General features: G+C 63.3%; 16 protein-coding genes. 9 read left to right on the forward strand and 7 right to left on the reverse strand.

What is annotated here, in order from left to right; all coding sequences use genetic code 11:
- Positions 1-5: 5 nt before the first annotated feature.
- From CLU93_RS11095 to CLU93_RS11120, 6 genes are read right to left on the reverse strand one after another with little or no spacing between them, the layout of a single operon-like run.
- Positions 6-593, reverse strand: a complete 588-nt coding sequence (locus CLU93_RS11095) for a DUF924 family protein (protein WP_099761109.1) — start codon at positions 591-593, stop codon at positions 6-8.
- A gap of 5 nt (positions 594-598) precedes the next feature.
- Positions 599-1339, reverse strand: a complete 741-nt coding sequence (locus CLU93_RS11100; protein WP_071079956.1) for an MgtC/SapB family protein — start codon at positions 1337-1339, stop codon at positions 599-601.
- On the reverse strand, positions 1340-1588 hold the full coding sequence (locus CLU93_RS11105; RefSeq protein ID WP_071079957.1) for a hypothetical protein: 249 nt from the start codon (positions 1586-1588) through the stop codon (positions 1340-1342).
- Positions 1588-3399, reverse strand: a complete 1812-nt coding sequence (locus tag CLU93_RS11110; RefSeq protein WP_099761110.1) for an aminopeptidase P family protein — start codon at positions 3397-3399, stop codon at positions 1588-1590. Before CLU93_RS11110 ends, CLU93_RS11105 begins: the two co-directional genes overlap by 1 nt.
- A gap of 30 nt (positions 3400-3429) precedes the next feature.
- Positions 3430-4149: a hypothetical protein gene (locus CLU93_RS11115; protein WP_099761111.1), complete on the reverse strand. Its 720-nt coding sequence runs from the start codon at positions 4147-4149 to the stop codon at positions 3430-3432.
- A complete protein-coding gene (locus CLU93_RS11120) occupies positions 4136-4834 on the reverse strand; it encodes a Crp/Fnr family transcriptional regulator (RefSeq protein ID WP_071079960.1) in 699 nt (232 codons plus the stop codon). The genes CLU93_RS11115 and CLU93_RS11120 overlap by 14 nt, the downstream gene beginning before the upstream one ends.
- A gap of 179 nt (positions 4835-5013) precedes the next feature.
- Here CLU93_RS11120 and CLU93_RS11125 point away from each other — a divergent pair, with 179 nt between their 5' ends.
- The 9 genes from CLU93_RS11125 to CLU93_RS11165 all read left to right on the forward strand — a co-directional run bounded on the left by CLU93_RS11125 (position 5014) and on the right by CLU93_RS11165 (position 14467).
- Positions 5014-6945, forward strand: a complete 1932-nt coding sequence (locus CLU93_RS11125; protein WP_099761112.1) for an AMP-binding protein — start codon at positions 5014-5016, stop codon at positions 6943-6945.
- A 14-nt stretch (positions 6946-6959) separates the two neighbouring features.
- Complete coding sequence (locus CLU93_RS11130; protein ID WP_029496076.1) at positions 6960-7775, forward strand: ABC transporter ATP-binding protein; 816 nt, start codon at positions 6960-6962, stop codon at positions 7773-7775.
- Between the two features lie 23 nt (positions 7776-7798).
- Positions 7799-8695: a branched-chain amino acid ABC transporter permease gene (locus tag CLU93_RS11135; RefSeq protein ID WP_180287991.1), complete on the forward strand. Its 897-nt coding sequence runs from the start codon at positions 7799-7801 to the stop codon at positions 8693-8695.
- A 78-nt stretch (positions 8696-8773) separates the two neighbouring features.
- Entirely contained in the window at positions 8774-9832 is a 1059-nt protein-coding gene (locus CLU93_RS11140; RefSeq protein WP_070218970.1) for a branched-chain amino acid ABC transporter permease, read from the forward strand.
- A gap of 65 nt (positions 9833-9897) precedes the next feature.
- On the forward strand, positions 9898-11217 hold the full coding sequence (locus CLU93_RS11145) for an ABC transporter substrate-binding protein (protein WP_099761113.1): 1320 nt from the start codon (positions 9898-9900) through the stop codon (positions 11215-11217).
- 126 nt (positions 11218-11343) lie between these two features.
- Entirely contained in the window at positions 11344-12180 is an 837-nt protein-coding gene (locus CLU93_RS11150) for an ABC transporter ATP-binding protein (protein ID WP_096233030.1), read from the forward strand.
- 16 nt (positions 12181-12196) lie between these two features.
- Complete coding sequence (locus CLU93_RS11155) at positions 12197-12556, forward strand: MmcQ/YjbR family DNA-binding protein (RefSeq protein ID WP_099761114.1); 360 nt, start codon at positions 12197-12199, stop codon at positions 12554-12556.
- Complete coding sequence (locus CLU93_RS11160) at positions 12553-13809, forward strand: phenylacetate--CoA ligase family protein (protein WP_099761115.1); 1257 nt, start codon at positions 12553-12555, stop codon at positions 13807-13809. The genes CLU93_RS11155 and CLU93_RS11160 overlap by 4 nt, the downstream gene beginning before the upstream one ends.
- Positions 13810-13885: 76 nt before the next feature.
- Positions 13886-14467 carry a hypoxanthine-guanine phosphoribosyltransferase gene (locus CLU93_RS11165; RefSeq protein WP_035823544.1) on the forward strand — a complete coding sequence of 194 codons (582 nt, stop codon included), beginning with the start codon at positions 13886-13888 and terminating at the stop codon, positions 14465-14467.
- 105 nt (positions 14468-14572) lie between these two features.
- Here the strand turns inward: CLU93_RS11165 and CLU93_RS11170 are convergent, their stop codons facing one another.
- Entirely contained in the window at positions 14573-15526 is a 954-nt protein-coding gene (locus CLU93_RS11170; RefSeq protein WP_099761116.1) for an NAD(P)H-dependent flavin oxidoreductase, read from the reverse strand.
- Positions 15527-15534 lie beyond the last annotated feature (8 nt).

Here is a 15534-nt window from a genome sequence, read left to right on the forward strand (position 1 = left end):
ATTTTCTAAAAACTCGATCCCGGCTGGCGCAGGAATTCCACCTCTTGCGGCGTGGAAGCGCGCCCCAGGATGGCGTTGCGGTGCGGGAAACGGCCAAAGCGGGCGATCACTTCCTGGTGCCGCTCGGCATAATCGAGCATGCCCTCAAAGCCGGGCTGCGCCTGCGACAGCAGCTGGAACAATTCGACGGCGCGCGCCTGCATGGCCAGGTCTTCCGCATGTTCGAACGGCAGGTAGGCAAAAGCGCGCAGCATCGGTGGCAGCAGCTGGTCCTGCGCCGCCTGCGTCAGGGCGACGGCCAGCGCCAGCGCCTGGGCATCGCCGGCAAAGGCGCGCGGCGTGCCCCGATAGACATTGCGCGTCAACTGATCGAGCACGATGAGGCGCGCCAGTGCGCCGTGCGGCGTCGCATCCCACGCGCGCAAGCCGCCCTCGATGGCGACATCGATCAGGGCGCCGAAACGCGCGCGTATCTGCGCGTCGAAGCCGTCATCCTTGCGGAACCATTCCACGCGCGCCTGGCCATAGTCTGGGTTATCCGGCGGCAGGAACCAGAAATCGAGTACGTCTTGGGCCTGTGCATCCATGTCCATCCTTTTCAGTTGCGTGCGTGCGACAGCTGGAAGCCGGCGATACCTTCGAAGGCGGCCAGTTCGGCCGACATGGCCGACAGGCTGGCGCCCGTGTTCTTGCCATGCGCGATGGCGACAAAGCGCCATTCCTGCATGCCGTCGGTGCTGCCGATGGTCAGCGAGCCGCCGGCGATGTCGTAGCCGCGCTTGGCAGCCATGCGCCGCAGCGCATCTTCGCGCGGGACAAAGCCTTGCTTGAAGCGCATGGTGATGGCCACTGCGTGGCGCGACGGCAGCCAGTTCTCCAATTTTGACAGAAAAATCATCGCCATCGCGCACATGAAGGCCAGGCCCATGGCCGACAGATAAAAGCCGATGCCGACCATGATGCCGATCACGGACGAGGCCCAGATCGAGGCGGCCGTCGTCAAGCCGCTGATATTGAAGCCTTCACGCATGATGACGCCGGCGCCGAGGAAACCCACGCCCGTGACGATACCCTGGATGATACGCGTCGGGTCGCTGCCGACGATGGTGCCATGGCCGCCATACCAGAACTCCGGATAGCCACCCAGCACCGTCAGCGCGGCCGAAGCCATGCAAACCAGGCCATACGTGCGCATGCCGGCGGCGCGCCCGTGATACGAGCGCTCATAGCCCACCAGCAAGCCCAGCAGCAACGCGCCCAACAGGTTCAGCAGAATCACGCCATTCGTTGCCAGCTCGGCCGGCGACCAATACGCGCGCAGGAAGTCGATGGTCGGCATCTAGGGCTTTTTCGTCAGCTGCTTTTCAAACGCCACATCGAGCTTGCTGACGCGGCGCGCCTTTTGCGGTCCCAGTCCATTCACGAAGGCGACAAAGGCATCGAGTTCCAGCGGCGGGCACAGGGGCGGCAAGCCGGGGCCTTCGGTCAGGAAAAACAGTTCATCGCCCGTGCGCGCCATCGTGTAGAGGCGGTGGCCGGTGCGTTCCTTGAGCCGCTCGATGGCGGACGTGGCGCGGGTCGAACGCATCAGATGGCTCCCGTGCGCTGTTCCAGCCACGCCAGCGCGTCGCCGGTCAGGTGCGGCGCCAGACGTGCGCGCACGGTGGCGTGGTAATCGTTGAGCCAGGCCGCCTCGTCGTCGCGCAACAGCGAGCGCTCGACGCAGCGCGTATCGATCGGGCACAAGGTCAATGTTTCGAAGCGCAGGAATTCCCCGAACTGCGTCGTCCCTGCGGGAACGTTCAATACCAGATTCTCGATACGGATACCCCACTGGCCAGGGCGATAAATGCCCGGTTCGATGGAAGTGATCATGCCGATCTCCATGGCCGTCTGCGGCTCCGGCATGGCGGACTGGGAAATCGATTGCGGGCCTTCATGGACGTTCAGGAAAAACCCCACGCCGTGGCCCGTGCCGTGGCCAAAGTCGATGCCCTCGGCCCACAGCGGTGCGCGGGCAATCGCATCGAGCATGGGCGACTTCACGCCGCGCGGGAACTGCGCGCGCGACAGGGCGATCATGCTGCGCAAGACCAGCGTGAAATCGCGCTTGTGCTCGGCGGTGATCGTGCCGACGGGGACCACGCGCGTGATATCCGTGGTGCCGCCCAGGTACTGGCCGCCCGAATCGATCAGCAGCAAGCCGTCGCCTTCGATGGTGGCGGCCGAATCCGCATGGGCGTGGTAATGCATGATGGCGCCATGCGCATTGAAGCCGGCGATGGTGCCGAAACTGGGGCTGACAAAGTGCGCGCGGCGCGCGCGGCATGCCGTCAGGTGTTCGTCGACGCCGATTTCCGTCAACGGTGCGCGTTGCGGGTCGGCCAGGGTGCTGTCTAACCAGCTGAAAAATTCGCACAGCGCGGCGCCATCCTGCTGCATGGCGGCGCGCACGTGCGCCGCTTCGCTCTGCGTCTTGCGCGACTTGGCCAGGGTGGTGGGATTGATGGCTTCGACCACCCGCACGCCCTCGGCCACGGCCTGGCGCGTGCCGAACGTGATGCGGCGCGGGTCCAGCAGCAAGGTGGCGCCAGCCGGCAGCGCGGCCAGCACGGCCGCAGTACGGTCATACGCGGCCACGTCCACGCCTTCGCTTTCCAGGGTAGCGCGCAGGGCGGCGGGCAGCTTGCCGTCGGCGACGAACAGGGTGGCGCGCTCCGGCCCCACCAGCGCATGCGCGAGGAAGACAGGGTTGTAACTGACGTCGGCGCCGCGCAGGTTGAACAGCCAAGCGATATCGTCGAGGGTGGAAATGACGTGGTGGCTGGCGCCGTGCGCCGCCATGCTGGCGCGCAGGGCCGCCAGTTTTTCAATACGCGACAGCGATGGATACGCCGCCGCGTGTTCAACCACGGGCGCGGCGGGCATGGCCGGGCGCTCTGGCCAGACGGCTTGCAGCAGATCGATATCCGTGCGCAGGGTCACTTGCTCGCCCAGCGCCTGCTGCAGCAGGCGCGCATTGGCCAGGCCCAGCACGGCGCCATCGACGGCTACCGTCTGCCCCGGCTGCATGGTCTCGCCCAGCCAGTCGATATACAGCACGCTGGCGCCGGACGGGATTTTCTTCAGGACGATGCCGCTGCCGGCCAGTTCCGTTTCCGCCTGCTCCCAGTAGCGGCCATCGGTCCACACGCCGGCAACATCCTGCGTCACGACCAGGGTGCCGACCGACCCCGTAAAGCCCGACAGCCACTCGCGGCCCTGCCAGCGCGCCGGCAGGTACTCGGACAGGTGCGGGTCGGCCGAGGGCACGATACAGGCGTCGATGTGCTGCGCGCGCATGGCGCTGCGCAGTTGCGACAAACGGGAGGCGGGAGTGGATTGGTCAGGTGTCTGCATGGGGCCGAAAAGAGCGGTGCTGGGAAGTGCCTATGATACCGCGATTAGCCCGGCCAAGGCACTGCGCGCCCGTAACGCCTTTTCCGCCGGTTTCAGGTTGCGTTCGAGTTTCTTACGGATGCCCGCGTGGCGCACCTGGTCCAGCGCCACGCGCAGGGCTTCCAGGCTTGCCTGCGTGGGGATGGTTTCCACCCCATGACCGAGGGCCATGGCCAGCGACTGCGACGGCGCGCTTTTGGCCGTGCCGGGCGCCACACACGCTTGCGGCAGCAAGGTGGCGATGACGGGCGCGAACCAGCCGTCATCGCGATAGGACGCCACCCGCGCAGCACGCGCCAGGATGCCGGTATCGGCCGTGGCGAAGGCCGCATCGGCCACATACGGCAGCTGTCCGGCATGGATGGCTTCGAGGTGGCGCGCCGCCTCTTCCAGGATACGGCGTGAAAAATCGGCATACGCCGCGTCGCCGGCCAGCACCTGCGCGGGGTCCGTGTCGCCGATGTCGTCGCGGCTCCAGTGAGCGCTGTGCGGCGAGCTGGCCAGCGCCAGCAGCGAGGCATCGCGCAGCTGCGGCAGCAGGGCCAGTTCGCGCAGGGTCACCGGCATGGGCAGCAGGGCATGGCGTGCCAGCATGGCCGCATCGAGCCGCGCCAGCGCCTTGGCGCCGGCCAGGCGCGCCTGCAGGAACGATTGATAATGCTGCTCCGTCAGGTGCCGCACGTCGTCCATCGAAGCATCATTCGCCATCATCGGCCTCGTAGCGGCGCAAGCCTTCCAGGTCCAGCACGCGGATGCCGCCGTAATCAAGGCGCAATAAACCCTTTTTTTCCAGCACCTGCAAGGCCTGGTTGGCGCGCTGGCGCGAAGAGCCGGACAACAGGCCGATCTCTTCCTGCGACAGCTGCACCAGCGTATCGACGCCAGGATACAGGTGCGAGTTGAACATCGAGGCCAGGCAGCGCGCCACGCGCGTGTTCAGGTCGAGCAGGCGCTCATTTTCCACCATGCCGATGAACTGGCCCAGGCGCTCATTGAGCTGCATCAGCAAGAACCGCGTAAATGGCAGGCTCGTTTCCAGCAGCCAGTGAAAGGTGGCGCCGGGCAGGCGCGCCACGCGCGTGTCGCGCAGCGCCATGGTGTCGTATTTGCGGATTTCCCTTTTCAGCAGCGAGCCTTCGCCAAACCAGCTGCCGGGCGGCACGCCGATGAAGGTCATGGCCTTGCCGGAAGCGGAAAAATTATTCATCTTGACCATGCCGCTGATGACGCCGATCCAGTTGTCCACCGGCTCGCCCTTGCGGCAGACAAAACCGCCTTTCGGCACGAAGGTTTCAAACACGTCCGCTTCGACGCGGGCCATTTGCACGGGATCGAGCAGCTGCGCCCAGTTGGCCGCGCGCACGGCATCCTTCAAACTGATATCAGGGTAGGTCATTGTGCGATGCACCATCGAAAAGTGGGTAAATGTCCCCGAAAAGACAACTCGGCAAACTAACGCAGGCTACTATCATTGCACAAACGCCTTATACATAAAAACACAGAGCGCCATCCAACGAGGTGGAGCCTGAGACAAGCAACAGGGAGACACTGGTGCAAACGACTACCACAGCAACGATGCCGACTTTTCCGCGGCGCTTATTGCAACACGGGACAGTACGATCCGACAAGCCCGCCTTTCGCGAAAAACACCTGGGCATCTGGCAAACCTGGACCTGGTCCCAGGTCAACGAGGAGGTGCGCGCGCTGGCCTGCGGCCTGGCTGCCATCGGCTTCCAGCGCGGCATGAACCTGGCCATCATCGGCGACAACCGTCCCCGCCTGTACTGGGCCATGCTGGCAGCACAAAGCCTGGGCGGCGTGCCCGTGCCACTGTATCAGGATGCGCCGGCCGCCGACATGGCCTATGTGCTGCAGGATGCGGAAATCCGCTACGCCATCGTCGAAGACCAGGAGCAGGTCGACAAGCTGCTCGAACTCAAGGCCCTGTATCCGCACATCGCCCACATCGCCTACGACGATGAACGGGGCATGCGCCATTACCGCCAGCCGGAGCTGATATCCTTTGCCGCCCTGCAGGTGCTGGGCCGGGCCTACGACCGCGAGCATCCGGGCTTCTTCGACGCCGCCGTGGCAGCGGGCCAAGGCAGCGACTCGGCCGTGATCCTGTACACCTCGGGCACCACGGGTAAACCGAAGGGCGTGTGCCAGAGCCACACGGCGCTGCTGGCCGCTGGCGTTGGCGGCGTGGCCTTCGACAAGCTCACCGACGACGAAGACATCCTGTCCTATCTGCCCATGGCGTGGGTGGGCGACTGCCTGTTTTCGCTGGCGCAGGCGATGGTGGCCGGCTTCACCGTCAATTGCCCCGAATCGGGCGACACGGTGATGATCGACATGCGCGAAATCGGCCCCACCTGCTACTTTGCACCGCCGCGCGTGTTCGAAAACATGCTCACCAGCGTGATGATACGCATGGAAGATGCCAGCAGCATCAAGCGCCACATGTTCAGCCATTTCATGGACGTGGCCAAGCGCTGCGGCGCGCAGATCCTGGATGGCAAGCCCGTGTCGCTGGCGGATCGCCTCAGCTACAAGCTGGGCGAGCTGCTGGTCTACGGTCCCCTGAAAAACGTGCTGGGACTGTCGCGCGTGCGCGTCGCCTACACGGCCGGCGCCGCCATCGGCCCCGACCTGTTCCGCTTCTACCGTTCCATCGGCGTCAATCTGAAGCAATTGTACGGTTCCACCGAAACCTGCGCCTATGTGTGTCTGCAGCCGGACGGCAATATCAAGTTCGACAGCGTGGGCCTGCCCGCACCGGGCGTGGAAGTCAAACTGGCGGCCAATGGCGAAGTGCTGGTGAAGTCGCCGGCCACCATGAGCGGCTACTTCAAGCGTCCCGAAGCCACCGCCGAAGTGATCGATGCCGACGGCTACTTTCATACGGGCGACGCGGGCGTGTTCGACAGCGAAGGCCACCTGAAAATCATCGACCGCGCAGCCGATGTGGGCAAGCTGACGTGCGGTGCCATCTTCGCGCCCAACTACATCGAAAACAAGCTCAAGTTTTTCCCCTTCATCAAGGAAGTGGTGGCCTTCGGCCATGCGCGCGACCAGGTATGCGCCTTCATCAACATCGATATCGAAGCGGTGGGCAACTGGTCGGAGCGGCGCGGCATCGCGTATGCCGGCTACACCGACCTGGCGGCGCGCACCGAAACCTACGGCTTGATCCGCGACTGCATCGAGCAGGTCAACGCGGAACTGGCGACCGATCCGCTGATGGACCGCACGCAGATCCACCGCTTCCTGGTGCTGCACAAGGAACTCGACCCGGACGACGACGAACTGACGCGCACGCGCAAGGTGCGCCGCAAATTCATCGCCGAAAAATACGCGGTGCTCATTTCCGCCCTGTATGAGGGCAAGGCAACGCAGTACATCGAGACCCAGGTGAAATTCGAGGATGGCCGCCTTGGCTCGACCAGCGCCGACCTGCAGATCTGGGACAGCAAAACGTATCGGCCCCAGGGCCTGGCCGCATGATGGAGCACAGCACGATGCAAATGAACGAACCCGACGCCCATTTCGGCACGGCCCGCAAGACCGGCCCCGTGATCCTCGACCTGAAGAACATCTCGCTGTCGTTCGGCGGCGTGAAGGCGCTGACCGACATCTCGTTCGACGTCAAACAGCATGAAATCCGCGCCATCATCGGCCCGAACGGCGCCGGCAAGAGCTCGATGCTGAACGTGATCAATGGCGTGTACCGCCCGCAGCAGGGCGAGATCATCTACCGGGGCGAACATCGGCGCGGCATGGACTGCTACGCGGCCGCCAAGTCCGGCATCGCGCGCACCTTCCAGAACATCGCCCTGTTCAAAGGCATGACGGTGCTGGACAACATCATGACGGGGCGCAACCTCAAAATGAAGTCGAATTTCCTGCTGCAAGCCCTGTACTGGGGCCCGGCGCGGCGCGAGGAAATCGAGCACCGCAAGAAGGCCGAAGAGATCATCGACTTCCTGGAAATCCAGGCCATCCGCAAGACACCCGTGGGGCGCCTGCCCTACGGCTTGCAAAAGCGGGTGGAACTGGGCCGCGCGCTGGTGGCCGAACCGGAAATTTTGCTGCTCGATGAACCGATGGCCGGCATGAACGTGGAAGAAAAGCAGGACATGTGCCGCTTCATCCTCGACGTCAACGACCAGCTGGGCACGACCATCGTGCTGATCGAGCACGACATGGGCGTGGTGATGGATATCTCCGACCGCGTGGTGGTACTCGACTACGGCAAGAAGATCGGCGACGGCACGCCCGACGAGGTGCGCAGCAACCAGGATGTCATCAACGCCTATCTCGGCGTGGCCCACTAAGACGTATTGGACACCGTATGAATATCAATTTTTTCTTTGAAGTGCTGATCGGCGGTCTGCTGTCGGGCGTCATGTACGCGCTGGTGGCGATCGGTTTCGTGCTGATCTACAAGGCCTCGGGCGTGTTCAATTTTGCGCAGGGAGCGATGGTGTTTTTCGCCGCCCTCACCTGCGTCGGCATCATGGACAAGTTCGGCCTGTCGCTATGGCTGGCCATTCCATTGACGATGGTGACGATGATCGTGCTCGGCATGGCGATCGAAAGAGTGGTCTTGCGCCCGCTCGTCAACCAGCCGGAAATCACGCTCTTCATGGCCACCATCGGCCTGACCTTTTTCATCGAAGGCCTGGCACAGCTGATGTGGGGCTCGCAAGTGCACAAGCTGGACCTGCCCATCGAAGACGTACCGATGCCCTTCCTGATGGAGCATTTCAATATCATCATTTCGCAGTTCGACGTGGTGGCGGCCGGCATCTGCGCGCTGCTGGTGATTTGCCTGGCCCTGCTGTTTTCGAAAACCAAGGTGGGCCGCGCCCTGCGCGCCGTCGCCGATGACCACCAGGCGGCGCTGGCGGTCGGCATCCCGCTGCAGCGCATCTGGGCCGTGGTGTGGGGCGTGGCGGGCCTGGTGGCCATGGTGGCCGGCTTGCTGTGGGGCGCGCGCAACGGGGTGCAGTTCGCCCTCACCTTCATCGCCCTGAAAGCCTTGCCGGTGCTGATACTCGGCGGCTTCACTTCCGTGCCGGGCGCCATCGTCGGTGGCCTGATCATCGGCGCCTCGGAAAAGCTGGCCGAAGTCTACCTCGGCCCCATGGTGGGCGGCGGCATCGAAGGCTGGTTCCCGTATGTGCTGGCCCTGCTGTTCCTGCTGGTGCGCCCGGAAGGCCTGTTCGGCGAGAAGATCATCCGGCGAATATAAGGCCCCAAGAGCATCGTAGGTCGGATTAGCCGAAGGCGTAATCCGACAAACACCCCAACAGCCAGTAAAGGACACGCCATGATTTACCGTGAAGCAGGACAATTCAAGACCAGCTACCAGGCTGACAACCAGATTTTCCCGATCAGGCAAGACCGCCTGGCGCTGACGGCCACGCTCCTTGTCGCCGTCTTCCTGCTGCCGTATTTTGCCTCGCCCTACATGCTGTCGGCGATCCTGATTCCCTTCCTGATCTTCGCGCTGGCAGCGCTGGGTCTGAACATATTGACCGGTTACGCGGGCCAGCTGTCGCTGGGTACGGCCGCCTTCATGGCCGTGGGCGCCTTTGCCTCGTATAACTTCATGGCGCGCCTGCCGGGACTGCCGCTGCTGGTGTCGTTCATCCTCGGTGGCCTGTGTGCGGCCATGGTGGGCATCGCCTTCGGCCTGCCCTCCCTGCGCATCCGCGGCTTTTACCTGGCCGCCTCCACCCTGGCGACGCAGTTCTTCGTCGTCTGGTGCCTGACCAAGATCCCGTACCTGACCAACTACAGCTCCTCGGGCGTCATCACGGTACAGAAAATGAGCATCCTCGGCTACCAGTTCGATACGCCGCAAAGCAAATACCTGCTGGTACTGGCGATTGTCGCCGGCATGGCGCTGCTGGCCAAGAACATGATCCGCTCCAACGTGGGCCGCTCGTGGATGGCCGTGCGCGACATGGACATGGCCGCCGAGGTGATCGGTTTCAGATTGATGCGCACCAAGCTGCTGGCGTTTGCCGTCAGCTCGTTCTACTGCGGCGTGGCCGGTGCCCTGTATGCGTATGCCTACCTGGGCACAGTGGAGCCGGAAGCGTACAACCTGGACCTGTCCTTCCGCATCCTGTTCATGATCATCATCGGCGGCGTCGGTTCGATCCTCGGTTCTTTCCTCGGCGCGGCCTTCATCGTGCTGCTGCCCGTCTTCCTGAACACCATCGCGCACGGCCTGGCATTGCCGACCAGCGTGGCCTCGAATCTGGAACTGATGGTGTTCGGCGCGCTGATCATCTTCTTCCTGATCGTCGAACCACACGGCCTGGCCAGGCTGTGGCAAATCGCGAAAGAGAAACTGCGCCTGTGGCCTTTCCCGCACTAGAAATTTGTACCTTGCAGTCTGATGTCGGTTGACTTGAAATCAAATAAAACAAGAGGAGACACACAATGAAACACATCAAATCGCTCATGCTGGCCGCCGCCATCGCCAGTGCCGCACTCACCATGGCCGGCAGCGCCCAAGCCCAGGACAAGGAACAGTACATCGCCCTGCCGTCCTACCGCGTGGGTCCCTACGCGGCCGGCGGCTCCGGTTTCTACGGCGGCGCCATCGACTACTTCAACCTGGTCAACCAGGCCGGCGGCGTCAATGGCGTGAAAATCAGCTGGGAAGAATGCGAAACCGAATACAACCCGTCGCGCGGCGTCGAATGCTATGAGCGCCTGAAAACCAAGCAGGGCGGCGCCACCCTGGTCGAAACCCTCTCCACCGGCGTCGCCTACGGCATTCTGGACCGCGTGGCGCAGGACAAGATCCCCATGACGATGATCGGCTACGGCCGCTCGGACGCCGCCAACGGCAAGGTCTTCCCGTATGTGTATCCGCTGATCTCCAGCTACTGGAGCCAGGCCGCCGCCATGATCAAGTACCTGGGCGACAAGGATGGCGGCATGGACAAGCTGAAAGGCAAAAAAATCGTCCACCTGTACCACGATTCGGCCTTCGGCAAGGAGCCACTGCCCGTGCTCGAAGCGCTGTCGAAACAGTACGGCTTTGAACTGGTGAAAATTCCCGTCGCGCCGCCAGGCAGCGAACAGCAATCGCAATGGCTGCAAATCCGCCAGGCCAAGCCGGACCACGTGATCCTGTGGGGCTGGGGCGTGATGAACTCCGTTGCCATCAAGACGGCGCAGCGCAACGGCTTCCCGCGCGACAAAATGCTGGGCGTCTGGTGGGCCGGCTCCGAAGAAGACACGATTCCATCGGGCGACGCGGCCAAGGGCTACACGGCGATGACGTTCAATACGCCGGGCAACTACCCCGTGCTGGACGACATCCGCAAGAAACTCTACGCGTCCGGCAAGGGCAACCTCTCCGACCAGTCGCGCGTCGGCTCCGTCTACCACATGCGCGGCGTGACGGCCGGCATCCTGTGGGTGGAAGCGATCCGCGTGGCGCAGGAAAAATTCGGCAAGGGCAAGCCTGTCACGGGCGAGCAGATGCGCTGGGGCCTGGAAAACCTGAACGTCGACGACGCGCGCCAGAAGGCTGTCGGCGCACTGGGCATGTTCCCCACCGTGAAGACCAGCTGCGACGACCATGAAGGTTCGGGCGCCGTGAAGGTGCAGCAGTGGGATGGCAAGAAGTGGATCGCCATCACGCCGAAATGGATCGTCGGCGACAAGGCCCTGGTGCGTAAGCTCGTCGAGGAATCGTCGGGCAAGTACGCCGAAGAGAAGAAGATCACGCCGGCGTGCATGAAGTAAGCGGCTCTCAAAGTGGTGTCGGATTACGCGCGTTGCGCTAATCCGACCTACCTCGATACGACGTAGGTCGGATTAGCCAAAGGCGTAATCCGACAAGCACCAACATCACATGAAAACGAAGCAGCCATGACACCCACTGCCACGCAAACACCAGACACCCCGCCGCCCTACCTGTCGGTGAACAATATCGAAGTCATCTATGACCACGTGATCCTGGTCCTGAAGGGCGTGTCGCTGCAAGTGCCGCAAGGCAAGATCGTGGCACTGCTGGGCGCCAACGGCGCCGGCAAGTCGACCACCCTGAAAACCATCTCGACCCTGCTGCGCGGCGAACGCGGCGACGTCACCAAGGGCGAAGTCCAGTTCAAGGGCGAGCGCGTGGATCAATTGACGCCGAATGAGCTGGTCAAGCGGGGCCTGTCGCAAGTGATGGAAGGGCGCCACTGTTTCGGCCACCTCACCATCGAGGAAAACCTGCTGACAGGCGCCTACACGCGCAGCCTGTCGCGCGGCGAGCTGAAAGACGCGCTGGAAAAGGTCTACCACTACTTTCCGCGCCTGAAAACACGGCGCAGCAGCCAGGCCGGCTACACCTCGGGCGGCGAACAGCAGATGTGCGCCATCGGCCGCGCGCTGATGGCCAAGCCGTCGATGATCTTACTGGACGAACCCTCGATGGGCATCGCGCCGCAGATCGTCGAAGAGATCTTCGGCATCGTCAAGGACCTGAACCACAAGGAAAACGTGTCGTTCCTGCTGGCCGAACAGAACACCAACGTGGCGCTGCGCTACGCCGACTTCGGCTACATCCTGGAAAACGGCAGAGTCGTGATGGAAGGACTTGCTAGGGACCTGGCCAGCAACGAAGACGTCAAAGAGTTTTATCTGGGCGTCTCCAGCGCCGGGCGCAAGAGTTTTCGCGACATGAAGTTCTATCGCCGCCGCAAGCGCTGGCTGGCCTGACACGGGAGCAGCCGTCATGGACCTGGAACGGGCGAAGCAAGTGTGCCGCGGCTTTCCCGGCGCGACAGAAGACATCAAGTGGAGCAACGTGCTGGCGTTTTGCGTCGGTGGCAAGCTGTTCGCCCTGTGCGGCGCGGAAGACCACAGCACGCGCGGCATCAGCTTCAAGGTCGATGCAGAGCGCTTCCTGGAATTGACGGACCGTCCCGGTTTTCGCCCGGCGCCCTACCTGGCGCGGGCCAAATGGGTGCTGGTCGCCAGCCCCGACGCGCTGGACGATGACGAAATGGCCGCCCTGCTGCGGCGCTCATACAGCCTGATTGTTGCGGGGCTGACGAAAAAAATGCAACGTGACATTGGAGAATCAGCAACATGACCGATACGCTCGATAGTCTGGAAGCACGCGCCCCCGAAGCGCGCGAACGCGAATTGATGGCCGGCCTGCCGCAGCTGATCGCGCGCGCGCAACAGGCGCCGGGCTGGGCCCGCATTCTCGATGGCGTCAACGCGGCCGACATCACCAGCCGCGCCGCGCTGGCGCAGCTGCCCGTGACGCGCAAGTCCGACCTGAAACAATTGCAGCACGGCGCACTGCCGTTCGGCGGCTTGAACACGACGCCGAAAAACGCCCTGTCGCGCGTCTTCGTCTCGCCCGGCCCCATCTTCGATCCGGAAGGCCGCGGCCCCGACTGGTGGCGCTTCGCGCGGCCCATGTATGCGGCCGGCGTGCGCGCCGGTGGCTTGCTGCAGAACTGCTTTTCGTATCACTTCACGCCGGCCGCCTTCATGGTCGAAGGGGGCGCCGCACGCATCGGCTGCACCGTCATCCCGGCCGGCATCGGCCAGACGGAAATGCAGGTGCAGGCGATGGTCGACCTGAAGCCCGACACGTATATCGGCACGCCGTCATTTTTAAAACTGATCATCGAGAAGGCGCGCGAAATGGGCGCCGACATCAGCAGCGTCACCAAGGCCGTGATGGGCGCGGAAGCCTTGCCCGAATCCCTGCGCAGCTGGTTTGCCGAGAACGGCGTGCCGCACGTGTTCCAGACCTATGCCTCGGCCGATATCGGCAGCATCGCCTATGAAACGGCCAGCAATGGCAAGCTCAATCCGGGCATGGTCGTCGATGAAAACGTCCTGCTCGAAATCGTCCACCCGGGCAGCGGCATTCCCGTCGCACCGGGCGAAGTGGGCGAAGTCGTCGTCACCGTCTTCAATGCCGACTACCCGCTGATCCGCTTCGCCACGGGAGATCTGTCGGCCGTACTGGTCAATGCGCCGGACTCGCCGTGCGGCCGCACGAATACGCGCATCAAAGGCTGGATGGGACGCGCGGACCAGACCACCAAGGTGCGCGCCATGTTCGTGCATCCGTCGCAGGTGCATGACATCGCGCGCCGCCATCCGCAAATCAGGAAGGCGCGGCTGGTGGTGTCCGGGCGCATGGCCAACGACGAGATGGCTTTGCATTGCGAAGTCGACGATCCGGCGGACGCCAGCGGCGTGGAAGCCATCATCGGCTCGATCCGCGAACTGACCAAGCTGCGCGGCGACGTGGTGCTGGTGGCCGTGGGCAGCCTGGCGCAGGATGGCAAGGTCATCGATGACATGCGCGATTACAGCTAGGCGTAGCGCACGGATGGCGTTTGCGGGATAATACCCGCATTCATCACCAGCCCCATTCATCGCCATGCAAGAGTCCATGCAAGAATTTCATCACAACCGTGCCCGTGACCTGATCAAGAACGCGGAACTGCTGTTCGACCAAGATACCGTGCAGGCGTCGATCACGCGCATGGCCGATGTACTCAACACGCGCTTCAACGCCGAGGATTCCAAGGAATTCCCGCTGGTGCTGGGCGTGATGGGCGGCGCCGTCGTGTTTACGGGCAACCTGCTGCCGCAACTGAGCTTTCCGCTCGAATTCGACTACATCCATGTGAGCCGCTACGGCGACGACGACAAGGGTGGCGAAGTGGTGTGGAAAGTCATCCCCCGTTCGAACGTGGCGGGCCGCACCGTCATCGTGCTCGACGATATTCTCGACGAAGGCGAAACCCTGGCACACGTCAAGCAGCGTTTGCTGGACATGGGCGCCTCGGAAGTCATCCTGGCCGTGTTTGCCGACAAAGCCATCGGCAAGAAAAAGCCCGTGCAGGCAGACATCGTCGGCCTGGTGATCCCGAACCGCTTCGTCGTCGGCTTCGGCATGGATGCGTACGGCTACTGGCGCAACTTGCCGGGGCTGTGGGCTATCAAGCCTGAGGATTTGAAGCAGGAGTGATTGTGGTGTTGTCGGATTACGCGCTGCGCGCTAATCCGACCTACCGAATCCATGGTCGTAGGTCGGATTAGGCCAAAGGCCGTAATCCGACAACTACCACCAGCGTTACAACTTCAACCGCGCGCGCGCCGCATCGTATTCGGCCTTCAGGCGCGCCACCATCTCTTCCACGCTTGGCACGTCGTCCATCAAGCCCACGCCCTGGCCCGCGCCCCAGATGTCGCGCCAGGCCTTGGCGCTGCCGGAGCCAAAATTCATCGAACTCTTGTCCGCTTCGGGCAAGGCTTCCGGATCGAGTCCGGCAGCAACGATCGATTTTTTCAGATAATTGCCGTGCACGCCCGTAAACAAGTTCGTGTAGACGATGTCCGAGGCGGCAGACTCGACGATGGCGTCGCGGTAGCCATCGCTGACGTTCGATTCCTTGGTCGCCAGCCAGCGCGAGCCGATGTAGGCAAAGTCGGCGCCCATGGCCTGTGCGGCCAGCACGGCGTCGCCCGTGGCGATGGAGCCGGACAGCGCCAGCGGGCCGTCAAAGAATTTGCGCACTTCGCCCACCAGCGCGAACGGCGACAGGGTGCCCGCATGGCCGCCGGCGCCGCTGGCCACCAGGATCAGGCCATCGACGCCCGCCTCCAGCGCCTTTTTCGCGTGGCGGATCGAGATCACATCGTGCAGCACGATGCCGCCATAGCTGTGGATGGCGTCGAGCATTTCCTTGGGCGGCGCGCGCAGCGAGGAAATGATGATGGGAATGCGGTGTTTCACGCACACTTCCACATCGTGCGCCAGGCGGTCGTTCGACTGGTGCACGATCTGGTTGACGGCGATCGGTCCCACTTTTTTATCGGGATTGGCGGCCTGGAAGGCGGCCAGTTCGGCCTGCAGCTCCGTGAGCCAGGTATCAAGCAATTCAGCGGGACGCGCGTTCAGGGCCGGGAAGGAACCGACGATACCGGCCTTGCACTGCGCCGCGACGAGGGCCGGGCCGCTGGCGATGAACATCGGCGAGGCGATAACGGGTAAGGAGAGGTTTTGCAACGCAACAGGCAATGCCATGGCGGACT

Source organism: Janthinobacterium sp. 35 (assembly GCF_002754575.1).
In the GTDB taxonomy this organism is placed as follows: Bacteria; Pseudomonadota; Gammaproteobacteria; order Burkholderiales; family Burkholderiaceae_D; genus Janthinobacterium; species Janthinobacterium tructae.